General features: G+C 66.5%; 18 protein-coding genes, 2 tRNA genes and 1 riboswitch. Of the genes, 10 read left to right on the plus strand and 10 right to left on the minus strand.

Going from position 1 to position 16,429, the window contains the following annotated elements:
- Nucleotide 1: 1 nt before the first annotated feature.
- The 10 genes from IP91_RS06460 to glyA all read right to left on the minus strand — a co-directional run bounded on the left by IP91_RS06460 (nt 2) and on the right by glyA (nt 9,248).
- Nucleotides 2-631, minus strand: coding sequence for a riboflavin synthase (locus IP91_RS06460; protein WP_145647887.1), 630 nt, complete (start codon nt 629-631; stop codon nt 2-4).
- A 14-nt stretch (nt 632-645) separates the two neighbouring features.
- Nucleotides 646-1,725, minus strand: coding sequence for a bifunctional diaminohydroxyphosphoribosylaminopyrimidine deaminase/5-amino-6-(5-phosphoribosylamino)uracil reductase RibD (ribD, locus tag IP91_RS06465; RefSeq protein WP_199754522.1), 1,080 nt, complete (start codon nt 1,723-1,725; stop codon nt 646-648).
- Nucleotides 1,726-1,824: 99 nt separating this feature from the next.
- Complete coding sequence (locus IP91_RS06470) at nt 1,825-2,454, minus strand: GspH/FimT family protein (protein ID WP_145647888.1); 630 nt, start codon at nt 2,452-2,454, stop codon at nt 1,825-1,827.
- Nucleotides 2,367-2,843 (minus strand): type IV pilin protein, encoded by a 477-nt coding sequence (locus IP91_RS06475; RefSeq protein ID WP_229473931.1) that lies wholly within the window; start codon nt 2,841-2,843, stop codon nt 2,367-2,369. Before IP91_RS06475 ends, IP91_RS06470 begins: the two co-directional genes overlap by 88 nt.
- 10 nt (nt 2,844-2,853) lie before the next feature.
- On the minus strand, nt 2,854-5,055 hold the full coding sequence (locus IP91_RS06480; RefSeq protein ID WP_145647889.1) for a pilus assembly protein: 2,202 nt from the start codon (nt 5,053-5,055) through the stop codon (nt 2,854-2,856).
- 2 nt (nt 5,056-5,057) lie between these two features.
- Nucleotides 5,058-5,633 (minus strand): pilus assembly PilX family protein, encoded by a 576-nt coding sequence (locus IP91_RS06485; protein ID WP_145647890.1) that lies wholly within the window; start codon nt 5,631-5,633, stop codon nt 5,058-5,060.
- Nucleotides 5,633-6,565, minus strand: coding sequence for a PilW family protein (locus tag IP91_RS06490; protein WP_229473934.1), 933 nt, complete (start codon nt 6,563-6,565; stop codon nt 5,633-5,635). Before IP91_RS06490 ends, IP91_RS06485 begins: the two co-directional genes overlap by 1 nt.
- Entirely contained in the window at nt 6,562-7,101 is a 540-nt protein-coding gene (pilV, locus tag IP91_RS06495) for a type IV pilus modification protein PilV (protein WP_145647891.1), read from the minus strand. Before pilV ends, IP91_RS06490 begins: the two co-directional genes overlap by 4 nt.
- A 368-nt stretch (nt 7,102-7,469) precedes the next feature.
- The gene (gene nrdR / locus IP91_RS06500) at nt 7,470-7,928 is read right to left on the minus strand and encodes a transcriptional regulator NrdR (protein ID WP_145647892.1); all 459 of its coding nucleotides are present in this window, start codon (nt 7,926-7,928) and stop codon (nt 7,470-7,472) included.
- Nucleotides 7,929-8,003: 75 nt separating this feature from the next.
- Nucleotides 8,004-9,248 carry a serine hydroxymethyltransferase gene (gene glyA / locus IP91_RS06505; protein WP_145647893.1) on the minus strand — a complete coding sequence of 415 codons (1,245 nt, stop codon included), beginning with the start codon at nt 9,246-9,248 and terminating at the stop codon, nt 8,004-8,006.
- 89 nt (nt 9,249-9,337) lie between these two features.
- A riboswitch (ZMP/ZTP riboswitch) is annotated at nt 9,338-9,451 on the minus strand.
- A 132-nt stretch (nt 9,452-9,583) separates the two neighbouring features.
- On the opposite strand from glyA, the gene IP91_RS06510 reads away from it, so the two are divergent.
- The 10 genes from IP91_RS06510 (at nt 9,584) to IP91_RS06555 (ending at nt 16,325) form a co-directional block, all read left to right on the plus strand.
- Complete coding sequence (locus IP91_RS06510; protein ID WP_145647894.1) at nt 9,584-10,330, plus strand: SDR family oxidoreductase; 747 nt, start codon at nt 9,584-9,586, stop codon at nt 10,328-10,330.
- A 151-nt stretch (nt 10,331-10,481) separates the two neighbouring features.
- The gene (gene ybgC / locus IP91_RS06515) at nt 10,482-10,892 is read left to right on the plus strand and encodes a tol-pal system-associated acyl-CoA thioesterase (RefSeq protein ID WP_145648058.1); all 411 of its coding nucleotides are present in this window, start codon (nt 10,482-10,484) and stop codon (nt 10,890-10,892) included.
- Nucleotides 10,893-10,947: 55 nt separating this feature from the next.
- Entirely contained in the window at nt 10,948-11,640 is a 693-nt protein-coding gene (gene tolQ, locus IP91_RS06520; protein ID WP_145647895.1) for a protein TolQ, read from the plus strand.
- A 29-nt stretch (nt 11,641-11,669) separates the two neighbouring features.
- Entirely contained in the window at nt 11,670-12,110 is a 441-nt protein-coding gene (locus IP91_RS06525; RefSeq protein WP_229473937.1) for a biopolymer transporter ExbD, read from the plus strand.
- A gap of 9 nt (nt 12,111-12,119) precedes the next feature.
- Nucleotides 12,120-13,130 (plus strand): cell envelope integrity protein TolA, encoded by a 1,011-nt coding sequence (tolA, locus tag IP91_RS06530; RefSeq protein WP_145647896.1) that lies wholly within the window; start codon nt 12,120-12,122, stop codon nt 13,128-13,130.
- Nucleotides 13,130-14,398, plus strand: coding sequence for a Tol-Pal system beta propeller repeat protein TolB (tolB, locus tag IP91_RS06535; protein WP_145647897.1), 1,269 nt, complete (start codon nt 13,130-13,132; stop codon nt 14,396-14,398). Before tolA ends, tolB begins: the two co-directional genes overlap by 1 nt.
- 42 nt (nt 14,399-14,440) lie before the next feature.
- Entirely contained in the window at nt 14,441-14,974 is a 534-nt protein-coding gene (gene pal / locus IP91_RS06540) for a peptidoglycan-associated lipoprotein Pal (RefSeq protein ID WP_145647898.1), read from the plus strand.
- 77 nt (nt 14,975-15,051) lie between these two features.
- Nucleotides 15,052-15,810 (plus strand): tol-pal system protein YbgF, encoded by a 759-nt coding sequence (gene ybgF / locus IP91_RS06545; RefSeq protein WP_145647899.1) that lies wholly within the window; start codon nt 15,052-15,054, stop codon nt 15,808-15,810.
- Nucleotides 15,811-16,128: 318 nt separating this feature from the next.
- Nucleotides 16,129-16,204 (plus strand) — tRNA-Lys (locus tag IP91_RS06550).
- A 45-nt stretch (nt 16,205-16,249) separates the two neighbouring features.
- Nucleotides 16,250-16,325: transfer RNA gene (locus IP91_RS06555), tRNA-Lys, on the plus strand.
- Nucleotides 16,326-16,429: the final 104 nt, after the last annotated feature.

The raw sequence follows: 16,429 nt of genomic DNA on the forward strand, positions 1-16,429 counted from the left end.
CTCAACCCTGCCGGCCGCTCTGTTCGACCGACAGCATGCGCTCGACATAGCGGGCGATCAGGTCGATCTCCAGGTTGACCTTGCCGCCGACCGTGAGGTGCTTCAGCGTGGTGACCTCGATCGTGTGCGGGATCAGGTTGATGGAGAACCGGCAGCCATCGGCCACGTCTTCCACGCGGTTGACCGTCAGCGACACGCCGTTGACGACGATGGAGCCCTTGAACGCCAGGTATTTTGCCAGCCCGGCCGGCGCTTCGATCACCAGCTCATACGACTCGCCGACCGGTTCGAACTTGCGCACGGTACCGAGACCATCGACGTGGCCGGAGACGAGGTGGCCGCCCAGGCGCTCGGCCAGCGTCAGCGCCTTTTCCAGGTTCACTTCGCCCGGCTGGTCCAGGCCCGCCGTGCAGTTCAGGCTTTCGCGCGAGACGTCGACCGTGAAGCTGTCCGCCGTCTTTTCGACGACCGTCATGCAGGCGCCGTTGATGGCGATGGAATCGCCCAGGCCCACATCGGCCAGCGGCAGGCCGCCGGCGCCGATGACGAGGCGCACGCCGGCGTCATGGCCGCCGGGCAGCGGGGTCACGGTGTTGATCTGGCCGACAGCGGCAACGATTCCTGTGAACATGGGTAGTATTCTCGTCAAATGGTGGAGGGTGGATTGAAGCGCGCCAGGATGCGCAGGTCGTCGCCGACCCGGCTCACATCGTGGAAGCGCAACCGGTATTGGTCGTTCAGGTCCGTTAGCGCCGGCAGGCCGAACATGCCCTGCGCATCGCCCAGCAGCGTGGGCGCCAGGTAGGCCAGCAGCTCGTCGACGCAGCGTTCGCGCACCAGCGAGCCATTGAGCTTGGTGCCCGCCTCGACATGCAGCTCGTTGATCTGGCGACGCCCCAGCTCGCGCATCAGCTCCGCCAGGTCCACCTTGCCGTGCGCGTTCGGCAGCACGATGATCTCGGCACCGGCATCGCGCAGCGGCGCTTCCTTCTCATGATCGTCGATGGCGGCCACGATCCACGTGCCGCCGCCCTGCAGCACCTTCGCGCGCGGGTCGATCTCGAGCCGGCTGTCGACGACGATGCGGCGCGGCTGGCGCGGCGTGGCGACGGCACGCACGTTCAGTTGCGGATCGTCCGCCTTGACGGTGCCGATGCCGGTCAGGATCGCGCAGGCCCGCGCGCGCCAGGCATGGCCGTCGGCGCGCGCCGGCGCGCCGGTGATCCACTGGCTGCGGCCGTTGTGCAGCGCCGTCATGCCATCCAGGCTGGCCGCCGTCTTCATGCGCACCCACGGCAGCTGGCGCGTCATGCGCGAGAAGAAGCCGATGTTCAGTTCATACGCCTCGTCCGCCAGCACGCCGGACGATGCTTCGATGCCGGCCGCCGCCAGCCGTGCCAGGCCCTGGCCAGCCACCAGCGGGTTCGGGTCTTCCATCGCCGCGACCACGCGCCCCAGGCCGGCGCGCACCAGCGCATCGCAGCACGGCGGCGTGCGGCCGTAGTGGCTGCACGGCTCGAGGGTGACATAGGCGGTGGCGCCGCGCACGTCGATGCCGCGGCGCGCCGCATCCTTCAGGGCCTGGATTTCCGCATGGTCCTGGCCCGCCGGCTGGGTGACGCCGGCGCCGATGACGACGCCATCGCGCACGATGACGCAGCCGATATGCGGATTGGGCGACGTGGTGTACAGGCCGCGCGCAGCCCACTGCAGCGCCAGGCGCATGCCGGCCACGTCGTCGTCGATCCGCAGGTCGGCGTCGCGCACGGGATCGTGCAGGCCGTCGCGCGCCGCGTCATTGTCCAGTTCCATACCGTAGCAGCCCTATTCGCCCGCCGCCGTGCAGCCGGACTCCGTTGCCGGGTCGCACAGCCGTGCGCGGCCCAGCATGTTGATCTTGATGTTGCGCCGCGCGCTGCCGGACTGCAGCGACAGCGTGCCCCAGTTGGCGGCCAGCGCATTGTCCGTACGGCAGGTACGGCCGGCACTATTATAGGCGACATAGAACGGCGGCGCAGCGAGGGTCAGCCCGGACCAGATGCGCATGCCGGCAGCCGGGGCGGCACGCCGGAACAGCACTTCGTCGGCCGCGCCGGGCCGGCCGTCGCCATCGCGGTCGGCAAACACGAGCCAGCCTTGGCGCCAGTCCGCACCGGCCGCATCGAGCGGTGCCACGGCCACGATCTCGCCCCGGCCGATGGCCTGCGAGCGTGCCAGGTGCAGGGCCGCCAGCAAATCCGCCGCCGCGGCGCGCACCGCATGGCGCTCGAGCGTGGCGCGAAAATCCGGGACGGCGAGGCCCAGCAGGATGGCGGCGAGGGCCACGCCGACCAGCATCTCCACCAGTGTGAAGGCGTGCGGCCGTTTCAGCGCCAGCAGCGCACCGTGGCGGCAGTATCCTGGGTTGCGCTGGCGCGCCGTTCGCCGCGGCTGGTGAGAGTCAGACGTTGGCATGTATCGTCCCGGAAGCGGCTGTCCACGCGCGATGTGCCGGGCGTGGCTGTCAGCTCGATGCAGTTGTCGATGGTGTCGCCTTCGCAGGCGCGCCCCGCGATTTCATAAGCGCTGCTGGCCGCCGTGGTGCCGGACCACCAGCGGAACTGCTGCGCCTCGGGTTCCGGTGCGTCCGCGCCAAAGGCGATGTAGCGGTTGTGCTGCGTGAAATAGCGCTCCTGCTGCCCCATCAGCGCCTGCAGCGCGCCCTGCCCCTCCGTGCGCCTGGTACGGATCACGTACTCCCGCCAGGAGGGCAGCGCGACGGCGGCGAGGATGCCGGCGATGGCCAGCGCCACCAGCAGCTCCGGCAGGGTAAAACCGCCACGGCTCGCCATGGCGCCCGTCACCGGCACACCTTCATGGGGCCGGCCCGCCTGCCGCGCGATGCAGCCGGCGCCAGTTGGCCACTTCGCGCCAGCTCAGGCGCCCGGCCGGCCAGCTGGCGGCGCTACCGGCCACCACACGCGGTACCTCGCCCGGTTGCACGATGACGGTGTCACGACGGATGCGCAGCCGTCCGTTCGCTTCGCGCCCCGTGCGCACACGGTCGCCGCGCAGCATCAGGGGTGCGCCCAGGAAGTCCGGCAGCAGCGTGCCCGTGCTGCCGGACAGCAGTGCCGCGCCATCGGCATCCGTCGCCAGCCCGGCCAGCGCATCGAGTACGTAGACGCGGCCGGCGCTGTCCGCACAGGGATCGCGGCCCGGCACCACGGTACCGAACACCAGCTTGCCATCGGCGAGGGTCCCGCTGGCGATGCTGCGCTCGCCCGATTGCGCCACATCCGCGAAATCGAGGTACCAGCCCTGCGGCCGGTCGCCCGCGCCGATGGTGGCCATGCGCCCGGTGACGAGAAAGTCGGCATCGCCGGACGCGCCGTCCACGCTGCGCTGGACCAGGTCGGCACGCCGCAGCGGCACCGGCCGAGCGCGCGCCGCGGGGTCGTCGTAGATCGCGTAATAGGACTGCGGCGTGAACGTGTCCGGCGCGCGTTCCTCGCGGCCGTACAGGCTGCCCGTGCCGAACAGCACGAGGTAGCCGCCGCCTTCCGCATGGACGATCTTCGGCTGCTGCGTGACGGGCTGGCGGTGGCCCGCGGCGTCGCGCGCCACGAAGAGCGATTGCATGGACGGGTCGGTGCGCCACGGTGGCCGCCCCGTGAAATCGAAACGCCACAGATTGCCCTGCAGGTCGCCGGCGTAGGCATGGCGCACCATATTGTCGTCATCGGCCACGAGGGCCGGCGCGCCGAGGCCGGCCGGCAGCGACGGTTCGCCCGGCGGCGTATCGAGGCGGTAGTAATTCGTATCGAGGCGCCAGCGCTCGGCCGGCGGCTTGTCCAGCGCCAGCAAAAACAGCGCGCCCTGCCCCGCGCCGGCCGCGCCATCGGCCACGTAGCTGTTCACGCCATTGCCCGTCAAGGCGAAGTGGCGGTATTGCGGACCGGCCGCGGTGGAGCGCAACTGCAGGCGCCCCACCTGCACGGGCTGCATCACGTTGCCCAGCGCCGGATCGTCCTGCTGCGTGAATTCCCACATGGCGCCGGCGCCGCCCGCGAAGGCTGCGGGATCGGTGACATCCAGCGCGAACAGGCCCTGCGCGCCGGCACCGGGCGAGCCGACCAGCACCGTGCGCCACTGCCCGCGGACCAGCGCCTCGCCGGCCGTCAGCGGTCCGTCGACATAGGGGCGGTGGGCGCGGCCCGGCGCTGTGAGTTCGTTCAGCGCCGGAACCAGCATGTTCGGCACATAGGCAAACAGCTCGGCGCCAGTGGCCGCATCGAAGGCGTGCAGCATGCCGTCGTTGGTGCCGAGGTAGACCGCGTCACGCCGCAGCAGCGTGCGGCTGTAGAAGGCGGCGTGCGCACTGTCGCCGGGCTGGCTGGCGCCGGGTCCGACATACACCGGCACGCCGTGCACCGCGTCGCCCAGCAGGCCCGCACGCGGCTGGAACACGGTGCCTTCCTGTATGCGCTCGCCGCGCAGGTACGCGACACGCGCTTCGCCTAGTCCATCGGCACCGCTTTCCGCGCCCGTCACCGCGCCCGGCGGGCGGTTCAGGGCGGCGCGCTGCGCGACGGACAAGCGCGGCCACTCGAACGGGATCGTGGCACCGGCCGGTGAACTGTCCGGGTTCAGGGTGTAGATCTGCCTGGCTGCCGGTGCGGTACCGCTCAGCAGCGCGGACGCTTCCCACAACGGCGGCAGGAGCCGCACGCTCCCATCATCGTCCTGCACCAGCGGTACACGGGCCAGCGTGCCGCTGCCGCTGGCGATGTCGTAGGTGGTGCGGAACACCGTGGCGTCCGATGCAGGCACGCCCGGCGGGGGCCGGCGGGGCGTGAGATCTTCCGCCGGCACGGCCAGGGACTGTCCCGCCACCATGCGGGCACCGGAACGGCAGGCCAGGGCCGCTGCTTCGTCATCCAGTTCCACTGCAGGCGGCGTCGCCGTGGCAGCGGCCAGCGCGGCACACGCAAGGGGCAGCGCCAGGGCCAGTGCCGCAGCCATCCCGCTGCCGGAGAACGGGCGGCCGGCCTGGCGAGAAGCGATGCCGTTCATGCTCAATCTTCCGGGCGCCGGTAGGCCGTCTGCAGCACGACCTGCGTCGCCGCGCGGCTGCCGAAACCGATGGCCGTCACCCGGTAGAAATAGCGCGGCGGGCCGCCGGCCTCCTCGCCGGGACGGTGATACGGCAGCCGTTCCACGATGTACTGCGGCCGGCGCAAGGGCGCGAACCCGCTGCCCGTCTCCATCGCAGCACCGGTGAAGTGGCCGAACGGCACGGCGCTGGCGCCGGCCAGGTCGACCGTTTGCCATGGCGGCGGGTCGCCCGGCGCAGAGCGTGCACAGAGGCCCAGCGCGGAACCGGTGCCGCAGCCCGGCGCAAATGCGGGCGCTGCCAGCAGGTCCGCCCGCTCCGCTGCCGCCGTATCGAGATCGTGTTCCGCATCCATCAGTGCATCCTCCGCAGCCTGCAGCGCCACGTGCCGGTCCCGCTCGGCGCGTGCCGCCTTCTCTCCCATCAGCGCGGTGCCCGCCGCGGCGGCCGCGAGCAGCATCACGGCCACCAGCATCAGCAGGCTGACGATCAGCGTGATGCCGGCTTCGCGTCCCCGGGTCCCTGCGAGCCTGGCCATCAGCCGTCCCGGTTGCGCAGCAGGACAGCCGTTTCGAACACGCGGCGCGCCCGCCATCGCAGGGCCTCCGGCAGGCGTGCCTCGTCGATCTGCGTTCCCGCATCCAGGGCATCCCCATAGGCCGCACCGAACAGCTCGTAACGCGCCGGCAGCGAGGCGGGCCGCGAGCCCGTTTCGCCGTGCAGCAGCAGCGCCACGCGCACGGTCGCCACACGTTTCCACCACGTGCGGCGGCGCAGGTCGGCGGCCTGCTCGGCGGGCGTGGCGCCGGCCAGCGCCAGTGCGCCATCGAGTGCCGCGATCCCGGATGCGTTCAGGTAGCGATTGGGAATGCCATCGCGCGGCTCGTCCGTATCGACGCCATACAGCACCTGGAAGCTGTCCACGCCGCGCACGATCGCGTCGGCATTCCAGTTGCCGGACTGCGCCACGTACTTGCAGCGCAGCTCCGATTCGCCATCGTCCGCCATGCCCACATAGAAGATGCTCCAGCCGTCCTGGGCCGTGCCGGCGGCAAAGCCGGCGCAGTCGATCACGGACGCATAACCGGCCACGTTGCCGGCGCCGGAAAAGCGCAGCGCCAGCACATCGCTGCCGTTGATGCCGGCCACCGCGCCGCCCAGGCCGGCAGCCGTGCGCGTGAGGCTGCGGTTGTCCAGGCCCGTGATGGCGGGTGCTGCATCCGCCGCGGTGCCGGTGCCCGTTTCGAGGTCCGTCCATGCGGACTGGCGCAGGCCCTGCTCGACCAGTTCCAGCGCATAGCGTCCGCCATCGGTCAGCCGCGCATTGGCGCCGTGGTTGACGAAGTCCCGGTTGGCCACCAGCAGCATGGCCGATGCAGCAAGCGTGACGAGCAGGCCGAGCGTGAGGGCCACGAGGATCTCGGCGATGCCGATGCCGCGCTGGGGGCGCGTGAATGCAAGTGCGCTCACGGCGCGGCCCCGACGGCAATCGCGACGCCCGGCGCGTAGCTGCCGGCCGCATCGGTGTCCGGCGTGCCGTCCGGGCGCTTGCCGCGCCAGCCGACCTTCACCACCACGGGGGCCGATGGCTCGCCGCTGCAGTCCCAGCGCAGGCTGCCGCCGGCCCACATCTGCGCATCGCGGCAGACGCGTGCGCGGCCGGCGGGAAAGGTGGCGCGCACCTGCCGTTTCAGTTCGTAGGCATCCAGGCTGGCCAGTCCGGCGGCATCGCAGGGCGTGGCGAGACACAGGTTGGCGGGCGGCGCGGGCGACGGCTCGGCGTGCGCGTCGTAATCGATGGCGAGGTAGGCCGGCAGCTGGGCGGCGTTGGCGCGCATGCGGTCGGCCAGGCTGGAGGCAACGCGCACGGCGGACGAGAGCAGCGCCGATTCGTGGCGCGTGCGCATGGCATGCAGCTGCATCGCCGTGCCGCCGATCAGGCCCAGGGCCAGCACGAAGACGGCGATCAGTATTTCCAGCAGCGTGAACCCGGCAGCTTGGCGCATGGCGGCCTCCCCTTTGAACTCTGCCGTACAAGATAGGCGGGGACGGCCGTTAGCGGTTGAGGCGGGTCAAGGATGAGGTGGCTGACGGGAGATTTCCGGACGGCGGTTGCGCGCTCGGATTGCGCAGAGGAATGATTCAGGGCAGGCAGGCGGGAAACGCTGCCGGAAGCCACACCCGCTCGTTTGACGTGCTGGTAACAGGTGCTGCAAGCAAAAACCGCTGCCCCACACCGATGAAGCCGGCGTCGGACACCCCGCTGGCGGCGGTGGCAAGCTCACATGCCGCGGGCGCCCCCGTAAGCCAGCGGCCGTGCTGGCGTCGGACACCGGTTTGGTCGCTTGACCACCGTTGCCGACGAACCGCAGCCTTACTCGGCCCGCTTGCCGGCCTCTTCGATGGCATCCTGGAACTCGGCCAGGTCCTCGAAATTCTTATAGACGGAAGCGAAGCGGATGTAGGCCACCTTGTCCAGACGCTTCAGCTCGCCCATCACCAGTTCGCCGATGTAGTTCGTGTCCACCTCGCGCTTGCCACTCGTGAGCAGCTTTTCCTCGATCGACTGCACGGCGCGGTCGACGGCCGCCGCTTCCACGGGCCGCTTGCGCAGCGCCAGCATCAGGCTGCCACGCAGCTTCGCTTCGGCGTATTCGGTGCGGCTGCCGTTTTTTTTGACCACGAACGGCATCGAAAGTTCAATCCGCTCGTACGTCGTGAAACGCTTGTCGCATTTGCCGCAGCGCCGGCGGCGCTTGATGGCGTCCCCCTCCTCCGATACGCGGGTATCGAGGACGTGGATGTCGTCATGCTGGCAAAACGGACATTTCATGGTGGATCAGTCGCAAAAGTATGAAAAAGGCGCCGGACCTCGCAGCCCGGCGCCCCGATGGTAACAACGCGGGGGTTATGCGTAAACCGGGTATTTGTCGGCCAGCACCTTCACGGCCGCCTTCACGCGCTCGATGGTGGCGGCGTCGTTCGGGTTGTCCAGCACGTCAGCGATCAGGTTGCCCACTTCTTCCGCCTCGGCTTCCTTGAAGCCGCGCGTCGTCATGGCCGGGCTGCCCAGGCGGATGCCGGACGTCACGAACGGCTTCTGCGGGTCGTTCGGGATGCCGTTCTTGTTCGTCGTGATGTGTGCCGAACCCAGGATGGCTTCGGCTTCCTTGCCGGTCAGGTTCTTGGCGCGCAGGTCGACCAGGAACACGTGGGACTCGGTGCCGCCGGACACGATGCGCAGGCCACGCTTGATCAGCGTTTTCGCCAGCACGTCGGCGTTCTTCACCACCTGCTGCTGATACGCCTTGAAGTCCTCGCCCAGCGCTTCCTTGAACGCCACGGCCTTGCCGGCGATCACGTGCATCAGCGGGCCGCCCTGGATGCCGGGGAAGATCGCCGAATTGATGATCTTCTCGTGCTCGGCCTTCATCAGGATGATGCCGCCGCGCGGGCCGCGCAGCGACTTGTGCGTGGTCGACGTGACGAAGTCGGCGTGCGGCACCGGGTTCGGGTACAGGCCGGCGGCGATCAGGCCGGCGTAGTGGGCCATGTCCACCATGAAGTAGGCGCCGACGGCCTTGGCCACGGCGGCGAAACGTTCGAAGTCGATCTTCTTCGAGTAGGCCGAGGCGCCGGCGATGATCAGCTTCGGCTTGTGCTCGTGGGCCAGCTTTTCCATGGCATCGTAGTCGATGTCTTCCGAAGCGGTCAGGCCGTAGGACACCACGTTGAACCACTTGCCGGACATGTTCAGCGGCATGCCGTGCGTCAGGTGGCCGCCTTCGGCCAGCGACATGCCCATGATCGTGTCGCCCGGCTTGAGCACGGCGAAGAACACGCCCTGGTTGGCCTGCGAGCCCGAGTTCGGCTGCACATTGGCCGCTTCCGCGCCGAACAGCTGCTTCAGGCGGTCGATGGCCAGCTGCTCGACGACGTCGACATATTCGCAGCCGCCGTAGTAGCGCTTGCCCGGATAGCCTTCGGCGTACTTGTTCGTGAGCTGCGAGCCCTGCGCTTCCATCACGGCCGGCGACGTGTAGTTTTCCGAGGCGATCAGCTCGATATGGTCGTGCTGGCGGCGGTTTTCGTTCTGGATGGCGCCGAACAGCTCAGGGTCGACGTTGGCGAGGGTGTGATCTTTTGCGAACATGGTTATTGCTCCGTACTGAGTAGGACACGACAAGGATCGAACAGGAATGCCGGGTGCGGCAAAGGCAGCCTCTTCGCAACGATTCCATCGGTGGCTGCCCAGGCGAACGGCTGATTGAAATCTCACGTTCCCCGGTGGAGACCCACCTTTCGCGGCGCCCGTCCCGTGGGGGGAGCCGCTTTTCGCCAGTTACGTGAGACATAAATGGAGCCGAGATTGTATGTGACGGGGCCGTGAATGGCAATCCACCCCGCCGTGCGGGACGAAGCCGCGGCAATGCTGCCAGTTCGGCTACAATCAGCCGGTTCAACCCTGCTACCCACGGAACTGCTCACATGATCGTCTTCATTACCGGCGCCACCGCCGGCTTCGGCGCCGCGATGGCGCGTACGTTCGCCACCAACGGCCACCGCGTGCTGATCGCCGGCCGCCGCGCAGACCGCCTCGATGCCATCGCCGCCGAACTGGGCGCCAATGTGCGCACGGTGCCGTTGGACGTGACGGACAAGGCGGCCATCCACGCCGCGCTGGACGCCCTGCCGGCCGACTGGCGCGATATCGACGTGCTGATCAACAATGCCGGCCTGGCGCTGGGCATCAAGCCGGCCCAGGAAGCCTCGCTGGACGACTGGGACACCATGATCGCCACCAACTGCAGCGGCCTGGTGACGATGACGCGCGCCGTGCTGCCCCGCATGGTGGAGCGCAACACGGGACTGGTGATCAACCTGGGTTCCGTGGCGGGCGCCTATCCCTACCCGGGCGGCAATGTGTACGGCGCCACCAAGGCCTTCGTCGACCAGTTCACGCTGAACCTGCGCGCCGACCTGGTGGGCACCGGCGTGCGCGCCACCAACCTGGCGCCCGGCCTGTGCGGCGGCACCGAGTTCTCGAACGTGCGCTTCAAGGGCGACGACGCGGCAGCGGCGAAGGTCTACGAAGGCACCACGCCGCTGACGGCCGAGGACATTGCCGCCACCGCCTACTGGATCGCCACGCTGCCGCCGCACGTCAATGTCAATTCGATCGAGCTGATGCCTACCTGCCAGGGCTTCTCGCCGTTCGCCATCAAGCGGGCCTGAGACGTAAGCCTTTGTTACCGATATTGCATTAACGAAATAGTTTTGCTTTACTGCCCAGCTTGTGGAATGTGCAGTAATTTCTGGCAACGATGTGAGCAAATCGCTTAGAATGTTGCCTAATTACACCTTTGATATTTTTACCTCGTCCTTCATGGCATCAGAGTTCAGCTGGGAAGTCCGCGTCTACTACGAGGATACGGACGCGGGCGGCATTGTTTATTATGCAAATTACCTGAAGTTCTTCGAGCGGGCGCGCACCGAATGGCTGCGCGCCATCGGCGTTGGCCAGCAGAAGCTTCTGGAAGAGCATGACGCCATGTTCGTGGTCAAGAACGTGAGCGCGGACTATCATGCGCCGGCCAGACTGGACGATGCACTAAAATTAACACTCGTTATCGAGAAGCTCGGCCGCGCATCCGTCGTGTTCCGCCAGCAGGCATGGTGCGGCACGACGCTGCTGAACACGGCGCATGTGAAGGTCGGCTGTGTCGATGGCGCGCTGCGTCCCCGCGCCTTGCCGGATGCCGTGGCGGCCGAGATGGGCCGCTTTGTCGCGAACTAGTCCAGGCCGGGCGCACGACGCCGAAGCCGGTGCAATCCCAACCCACTGAGAAATAATGAACGGTACCCAAGATCTTTCCTTCATCGCCCTGATCTCCAACGCGCACCTGATCGTCCAGCTGATCATGGCGCTGCTGCTCGGCGTATCGCTCATCAGCTGGACCTACATCTTCAAGAAACTGTTCGATGTGCGCGCCGCGCGCCGCATGACGCTCGACTTCGAGAAAACCTTCTGGGCCGGCGGCAACCTGCACCAGTTGTACCAGTCGGCCAGCAGCAACCGCGCCAACCACGGGGCGCTGTCGCGCATCTTCGAGGCGGGCATGGGCGAATTCATCAAGGGCAAGCAGGCCGGCGCCGCCAGCCGCGATGCGCTGGACGTGGGCGCCATCCTGGACGGTGCCCGCCGCGCCATGCGCGCCGCCTTCCAGCGGGAGATGGATGCACTCGAATCGCACCTGGCCTTCCTGGCATCCGTCGGTTCCGTGTCGCCGTACATCGGCCTGCTCGGTACCGTGTGGGGCATCATGAATGCGTTCCGCGGCCTGGCCAACGTGCAGCAGGCCACGCTGTCGGCCGTGGCGCCGGGCATCGCCGAAGCGCTGATCGCCACCGCGATCGGCCTGTTCGCCGCGATTCCCGCCGTCGTCGCCTACAACCGTTTTTCGCACGATGTCGACCGCCTGGCGATCCGCTTCGAGAGCTTCGTCGAGGAATTCTCCAACATCCTGCAGCGCCAGTCGCGCTAACGGCAGGACTGGACTAGCGAGAGACCACGATGGCTTCCTCCTTCAACAGCGGTGGCATGCGCGGCGGCCGGGGCCGCAAGCTGAAATCCGAGATCAACGTCGTGCCGTACATCGACGTGATGCTGTGCCTGCTGATCATCTTCATGGTCATGCCGAGCTCGAACAACCCCAGCTCGATCGACCTGCCGCATGCCGAGAAATCGGTGCGGCCGCCGGATGCCTACATCCAGGTCACCCTGAAACCCAACGGTGCGCTCTCGATCGGCATCGCGGGCAAGAATGCCGATGCGCCGGAGACGGAACCGAACCGGGAAGCGCTGGTGCGCAAGCTGCGTACGCTGCACGAGGACAATCCCGATTATCCGGTGCTGATCGCGGGCGACAAGGAAAGCAAGTACGACGACGTGATCCAGCTGATTTCGGAAGCGAAGAAGATGGGGATCGCGCGCGTTGGACTGGCAACCAAGTAAGGCATGGCGATGACCGAAGCAAGCAGGGGCGGACCGTACCGGGTGCCGCGGCGGGAAAACGGCTGGCGCGCATTTGCGTTCGCCGTGGCCACGCACGCGCTGCTGTTCGTGTTCCTGTGGGGCGGCATCAACTGGCAGAACACCCAGCCGGTGGCGGTGGAAGCGGAAGTGTGGGACCTGACGACGCAGCAGGCCGCGCCGCCGGAATCCCAGCCGGAGCCGCAGAAGACCGCGCCGGAACCCGAGCCGGAACCGGAACCCGAGCCGGTGCGCGCCCCGCCGCCACCGCCGCCGCCCACGCCGGCGCCACCTGAAAAGGTTGCGCCGCCGAAGGTCGATCCGGAAATCGCGCTGAAGAAGGAGCGCGAGAAGAAGAAGGAAGAAGAAAAACGCGTCGCGGCCGAAAAGGCCGAGGAAAAGCGCAAGCAGAAAGCGGAAGACGATCGCAAGCTGGCTGAGCAGAAGAAGCTCGACGAGAAAAAGAAACGCGAAGAAGAAGCGAAGGAACGCAAGCTGGCCGAAGAGAAGGCCGAGAAGCAGAAGGAAAAAGAAGAAGAGCTGGCCGAAAAGAAGAAGGCCGAAGAAGACAAGAAGAAGCTGGCAGCGAAAGAAGCCTCAAAGAAAGCGGCCGAAAAAGCTTCCGCGGACAAGCTGGCCAAGCAGCGTGCCGACGAAATGCGCCGCATCATGGGCGCTGCCGGCGGCAGCAGCGGCACAGCCGAGAAATCGACTGCACCGCGCATGGACAGCGGCTACGTGGCAGCGATCACGGCCAAGATCAAGAGCAACATCGCCTACAGCGGTGGCGACGCGCCGGGCAACCCGCGCGCCGAGTTCAAGATCACGCAGTTGCCAACTGGGGAAATCGTAAGCGTCCGAAAGGTCAAAAGCAGCGGTATTCCCGCCTACGATACCGCGGTGGAGAACGCGATTGCAAAATCGTCGCCCCTGCCGAAAAAGAAGGACGGTACCGTGGAACGGGACATTAACGCCGGATTCAATTTGAAGGACTTGCCCTGATGCGCACCATGAAAAAACTTAACTTCGTCATTCTTGCCACCGGCCTCATCGCCGGTGCCGCCAATGCCCAGCTGCGCGTGGAGATCTCCGGCGTCGGCAGCAACCAGATCCCGGTCGCCGTGGCCGCCTTCGTCGACGAAGGCCAGTCGCCCACCAAGATCTCCCAGGTCATCAAGACCGACCTGGAGCGCAGCGGCGCGTTCAAGGTGATCGATGCCGGCACCGTCAGCGACATCAACAACATCGACCTAAGCTCGTACAAGGGCCGCGGCGCCGATGCGCTGGTGGTCGGCACCGTGCAGAAGGGGGCCAATGGCGCCTTCGACGTGCGCTACAAGCTGATGTCCACGGTGCAGAACAGCAAGCTGTCGCAGCTGGACCAGCAGGCGCCGGCCCAGTTCACGCGCCTGGCCGGCCACAAGATCGCCGACGACGTGTATGAAAAGCTGACCGGCGTGCGCGGCATCTTCGCCACCCGCATCGCGTACGTGACGCAGCAGGGCCGTTCGTACCGCCTGGAAGTGGCGGATTCGGACGGCGACAACATCCAGCTGGCGCTGTCGTCGAACGAGCCGATCATCTCGCCTTCCTGGTCGCCGGACGGCACCAAGGTGGCCTACGTGTCGTTCGAGCAGAAAAAGCCCGTGATCTACGTGCAGAACCTGATCACCCGCCAGCGCACCGTGATCGCCAATGAAAAAGGCAGCAACTCGGCACCCGCCTGGTCGCCGGACGGCAGCCGCATCGCCGTCGCCCTGTCCAAGACGGGCAATACGCAGATCTTCGTTGCCAACAGTTCCGGCGGCGGCCTGCGCCGCGTGTCCAACAGCAGCGGCATCGACACCGAACCGCAGTTCTCCGCGGACGGCCAGTCGATCTACTTCACCAGCGACCGCAGCGGCAATCCGCAGATTTACAAGATGAGTGCCAACGGCGGCGATGCGCAGCGCGTTACATTCAAGGGCGGCTACAACATCAGCCCGCGCGTTTCGTCGGACGGCAAGTCGCTGGCCTACATCTCGCAACGCGGCGGCGCGTTCCAGCTGTACGTGCTGGATCTCGCCAGCGGCCAGGAACTCCGGCTGTCCGACAACACCAACGACCAGGCACCGAGCTTCGCGCCGAACGGCAAGTACATCCTGTACTCGACCGAATCGGGCGGCCGCAAGGCGCTGGCGGTGGTGTCGGTGGACGGCCGCGTCAAGCAACGCCTGACCATCCAGGCGGGAGCAATCAAGGAGCCCACCTGGGGTCCTTTCATGAAGTAAAAAAAGTAGTAAAGACCTTTCACAACGACCAGGAGAAATAAAATGCGTAACGTAAAGAGCATCGCCTTCCTCATCACCAGCGCAGCACTGCTGTCCGCCTGCTCCAGCCCGGTAAAGATCGCCGAGCCGGCACCAGTGGTGGAAAGCAAGCCGGCTGAAGCCGCACCAACCGCGTCGGCCAACCCACGCGACGTGGCGCCGGTGGAAACGAAATCGATCGACCCGCTGGACGATCCGCAAGGCGTGCTGGCCAATCGCAGCGTGTACTTCGACTTCGACAGCTACGTTGTGCGTGACGATGGCAAGGCCGTCGTGCAGAACCACTCCGGTTACCTGACGAAAAACACCAACCGCAACATCCTGGTCCAGGGCAATACCGACGAACGCGGCGGCGCCGAGTACAACCTGGCCCTGGGCCAGAAACGTGCCGAAGCCGTGCGCAAGTCGCTGGTCGCTCTGGGCGTGTCGGAAGGCCAGGTCGAAGCCGTCTCGCTGGGCAAGGAAAAGCCGAAGGCCGAAGGCCACAACGAAGAAGCATGGGCGCAGAACCGCCGTGCGGACATCGTCTACAAGTAATTCCGCTTCACGTACGGACGGGGCAGCGCGCTATACTTGTGCGTTGCCCCGTTTTTTTTATGGAAAGCGTTTAGAACATGATCAAATTCACCAAGACCGCGCTGGTGCTGGCCCTGGCGTCCCTGTCCTTCCACGCTGCCGCCGGCGTATTCGACGACGATGAAGCGCGCCGCGCCATCCTCGACCTGCGCGCCAAGCTCGAGGCGCTGTCGAAGGACGTCAATACGCGCCTGAGCACCGGCCTGGACACGAAAGCGGACAAGAGCGCCACGCTGGACCTGATCAACCAGCACGAACAGACGATGCAGGAAATCGCCCGCCTGCGCGGCCAGGTGGAAGTGCTGCAGAACGAGATCGAAGTCTCCTCGAAGCGCCAGAAGGACTTCTACGCCGACCTCGACAAGCGCCTGCGCGCCCTCGAACCGCGCCAGGTAGAGATCGACGGCCAGACGGCCTCCGTCGACCAGGCCGAACAGAACGCCCACGATGCCGCCATGCAGAAGTTCAAGGAAGGCGACTACGAAGGCGCCGCCACCGCGCTGCAGGCGTTCGTGCGCCGCTACCCCGCTTCCGCGTACGCCGCCAACGCCCAGTACATGCTCGGCAACGCCTATTACCTGCAGCGCGACTGCAAGGCGTCCATCGTTGCCCAGCAGGCCGTGGTGAAGAACTACGGCGACAGCCCGAAAGCGGCCGACGCCATGCTGAACATCGCCGCCTGCCAGACCGAGCTGAAGGCCGTCAACAACGCCAAGAAGACGCTCAACGACCTCATCAAGACCTACCCGAACACCGCCGCCGCCCGCACCGCCAAGGAACGCCTCGGCGGCAAGTAAGCCTCCACGGTCCAGCCCGTGTCCACGTTGGGGGCGAAACAGGGGTTTCGTCGAGCACAGCTCGGCGCCTGTGGAGCGATGCAGCCATGCAGGGCTGCATTCCTTTCAGACCCCGACTAAGACACGAGCTCGACTTTTGTGCCTACCTGCCCGGCCCGCGTTTGAACATGGAGCTCCATTGCAGCGCTGTATAGCTCAGTTCGTGTCCATGTCGGGGTCTGACCCCAGGGTGGACACGGGCTCTGCCGTTGGTGATTCGATGCTGCCGAGCATTTGACAAGTACCGTCGGGCCGACTTATAATCCCGCTTCTTTCGGAGGGTCGTTAGCTCAGTTGGTAGAGCAGCGGACTTTTAATCCGTTGGTCGCAGGTTCGAGCCCCGCACGGCCTACCATTCGCAAGCTGTCAGCAGTAAATCAGCAGTAAAGCGTTTTATCTTGGGTCGTTAGCTCAGTTGGTAGAGCAGCGGACTTTTAATCCGTTGGTCGCAGGTTCGAGCCCCGCACGGCCTACCAAGATTCATCAGAAACGCCAGCCTTCGGGCTGGCGTTTTTGTTTGGTGATTTACTTTATCGCGTTGTGACAGGACGAGCTCGATAACCTTGCGGTGCGAGCCCGG

Source organism: Pseudoduganella lurida (assembly GCF_007830455.1).
Lineage (GTDB): Bacteria > Pseudomonadota > Gammaproteobacteria > Burkholderiales > Burkholderiaceae_D > Rugamonas > Rugamonas lurida.

Excerpts from the sequence above, each read along its gene's own strand:
- nrdR (WP_145647892.1), bottom strand. The coding sequence starts at position 7,928 with ATGAAATGTCCGTTTTGCCAGCATGACGACATCCACGTCCTCGATACC.
- IP91_RS06525 (WP_229473937.1), top strand. The coding sequence starts at position 11,670 with ATGGCTTCCTCCTTCAACAGCGGTGGCATGCGCGGCGGCCGGGGCCGC.
- ybgC (WP_145648058.1), top strand. The coding sequence starts at position 10,482 with ATGGCATCAGAGTTCAGCTGGGAAGTCCGCGTCTACTACGAGGATACG.
- IP91_RS06485 (WP_145647890.1), bottom strand. The coding sequence starts at position 5,633 with ATGGCCAGGCTCGCAGGGACCCGGGGACGCGAAGCCGGCATCACGCTG.
- tolA (WP_145647896.1), top strand. The coding sequence starts at position 12,120 with ATGACCGAAGCAAGCAGGGGCGGACCGTACCGGGTGCCGCGGCGGGAA.
- IP91_RS06470 (WP_145647888.1), bottom strand. The coding sequence starts at position 2,454 with ATGCCAACGTCTGACTCTCACCAGCCGCGGCGAACGGCGCGCCAGCGC.
- ribD (WP_199754522.1), bottom strand. The coding sequence starts at position 1,725 with ATGCGCCTGGCGCTGCAGTGGGCTGCGCGCGGCCTGTACACCACGTCG.
- pilV (WP_145647891.1), bottom strand. The coding sequence starts at position 7,101 with ATGCGCCAAGCTGCCGGGTTCACGCTGCTGGAAATACTGATCGCCGTC.
- IP91_RS06510 (WP_145647894.1), top strand. The coding sequence starts at position 9,584 with ATGATCGTCTTCATTACCGGCGCCACCGCCGGCTTCGGCGCCGCGATG.
- tolQ (WP_145647895.1), top strand. The coding sequence starts at position 10,948 with ATGAACGGTACCCAAGATCTTTCCTTCATCGCCCTGATCTCCAACGCG.
- glyA (WP_145647893.1), bottom strand. The coding sequence starts at position 9,248 with ATGTTCGCAAAAGATCACACCCTCGCCAACGTCGACCCTGAGCTGTTC.
- IP91_RS06480 (WP_145647889.1), bottom strand. The coding sequence starts at position 5,055 with ATGAACGGCATCGCTTCTCGCCAGGCCGGCCGCCCGTTCTCCGGCAGC.
- IP91_RS06460 (WP_145647887.1), bottom strand. The coding sequence starts at position 631 with ATGTTCACAGGAATCGTTGCCGCTGTCGGCCAGATCAACACCGTGACC.
- tolB (WP_145647897.1), top strand. The coding sequence starts at position 13,130 with ATGCGCACCATGAAAAAACTTAACTTCGTCATTCTTGCCACCGGCCTC.
- pal (WP_145647898.1), top strand. The coding sequence starts at position 14,441 with ATGCGTAACGTAAAGAGCATCGCCTTCCTCATCACCAGCGCAGCACTG.
- ybgF (WP_145647899.1), top strand. The coding sequence starts at position 15,052 with ATGATCAAATTCACCAAGACCGCGCTGGTGCTGGCCCTGGCGTCCCTG.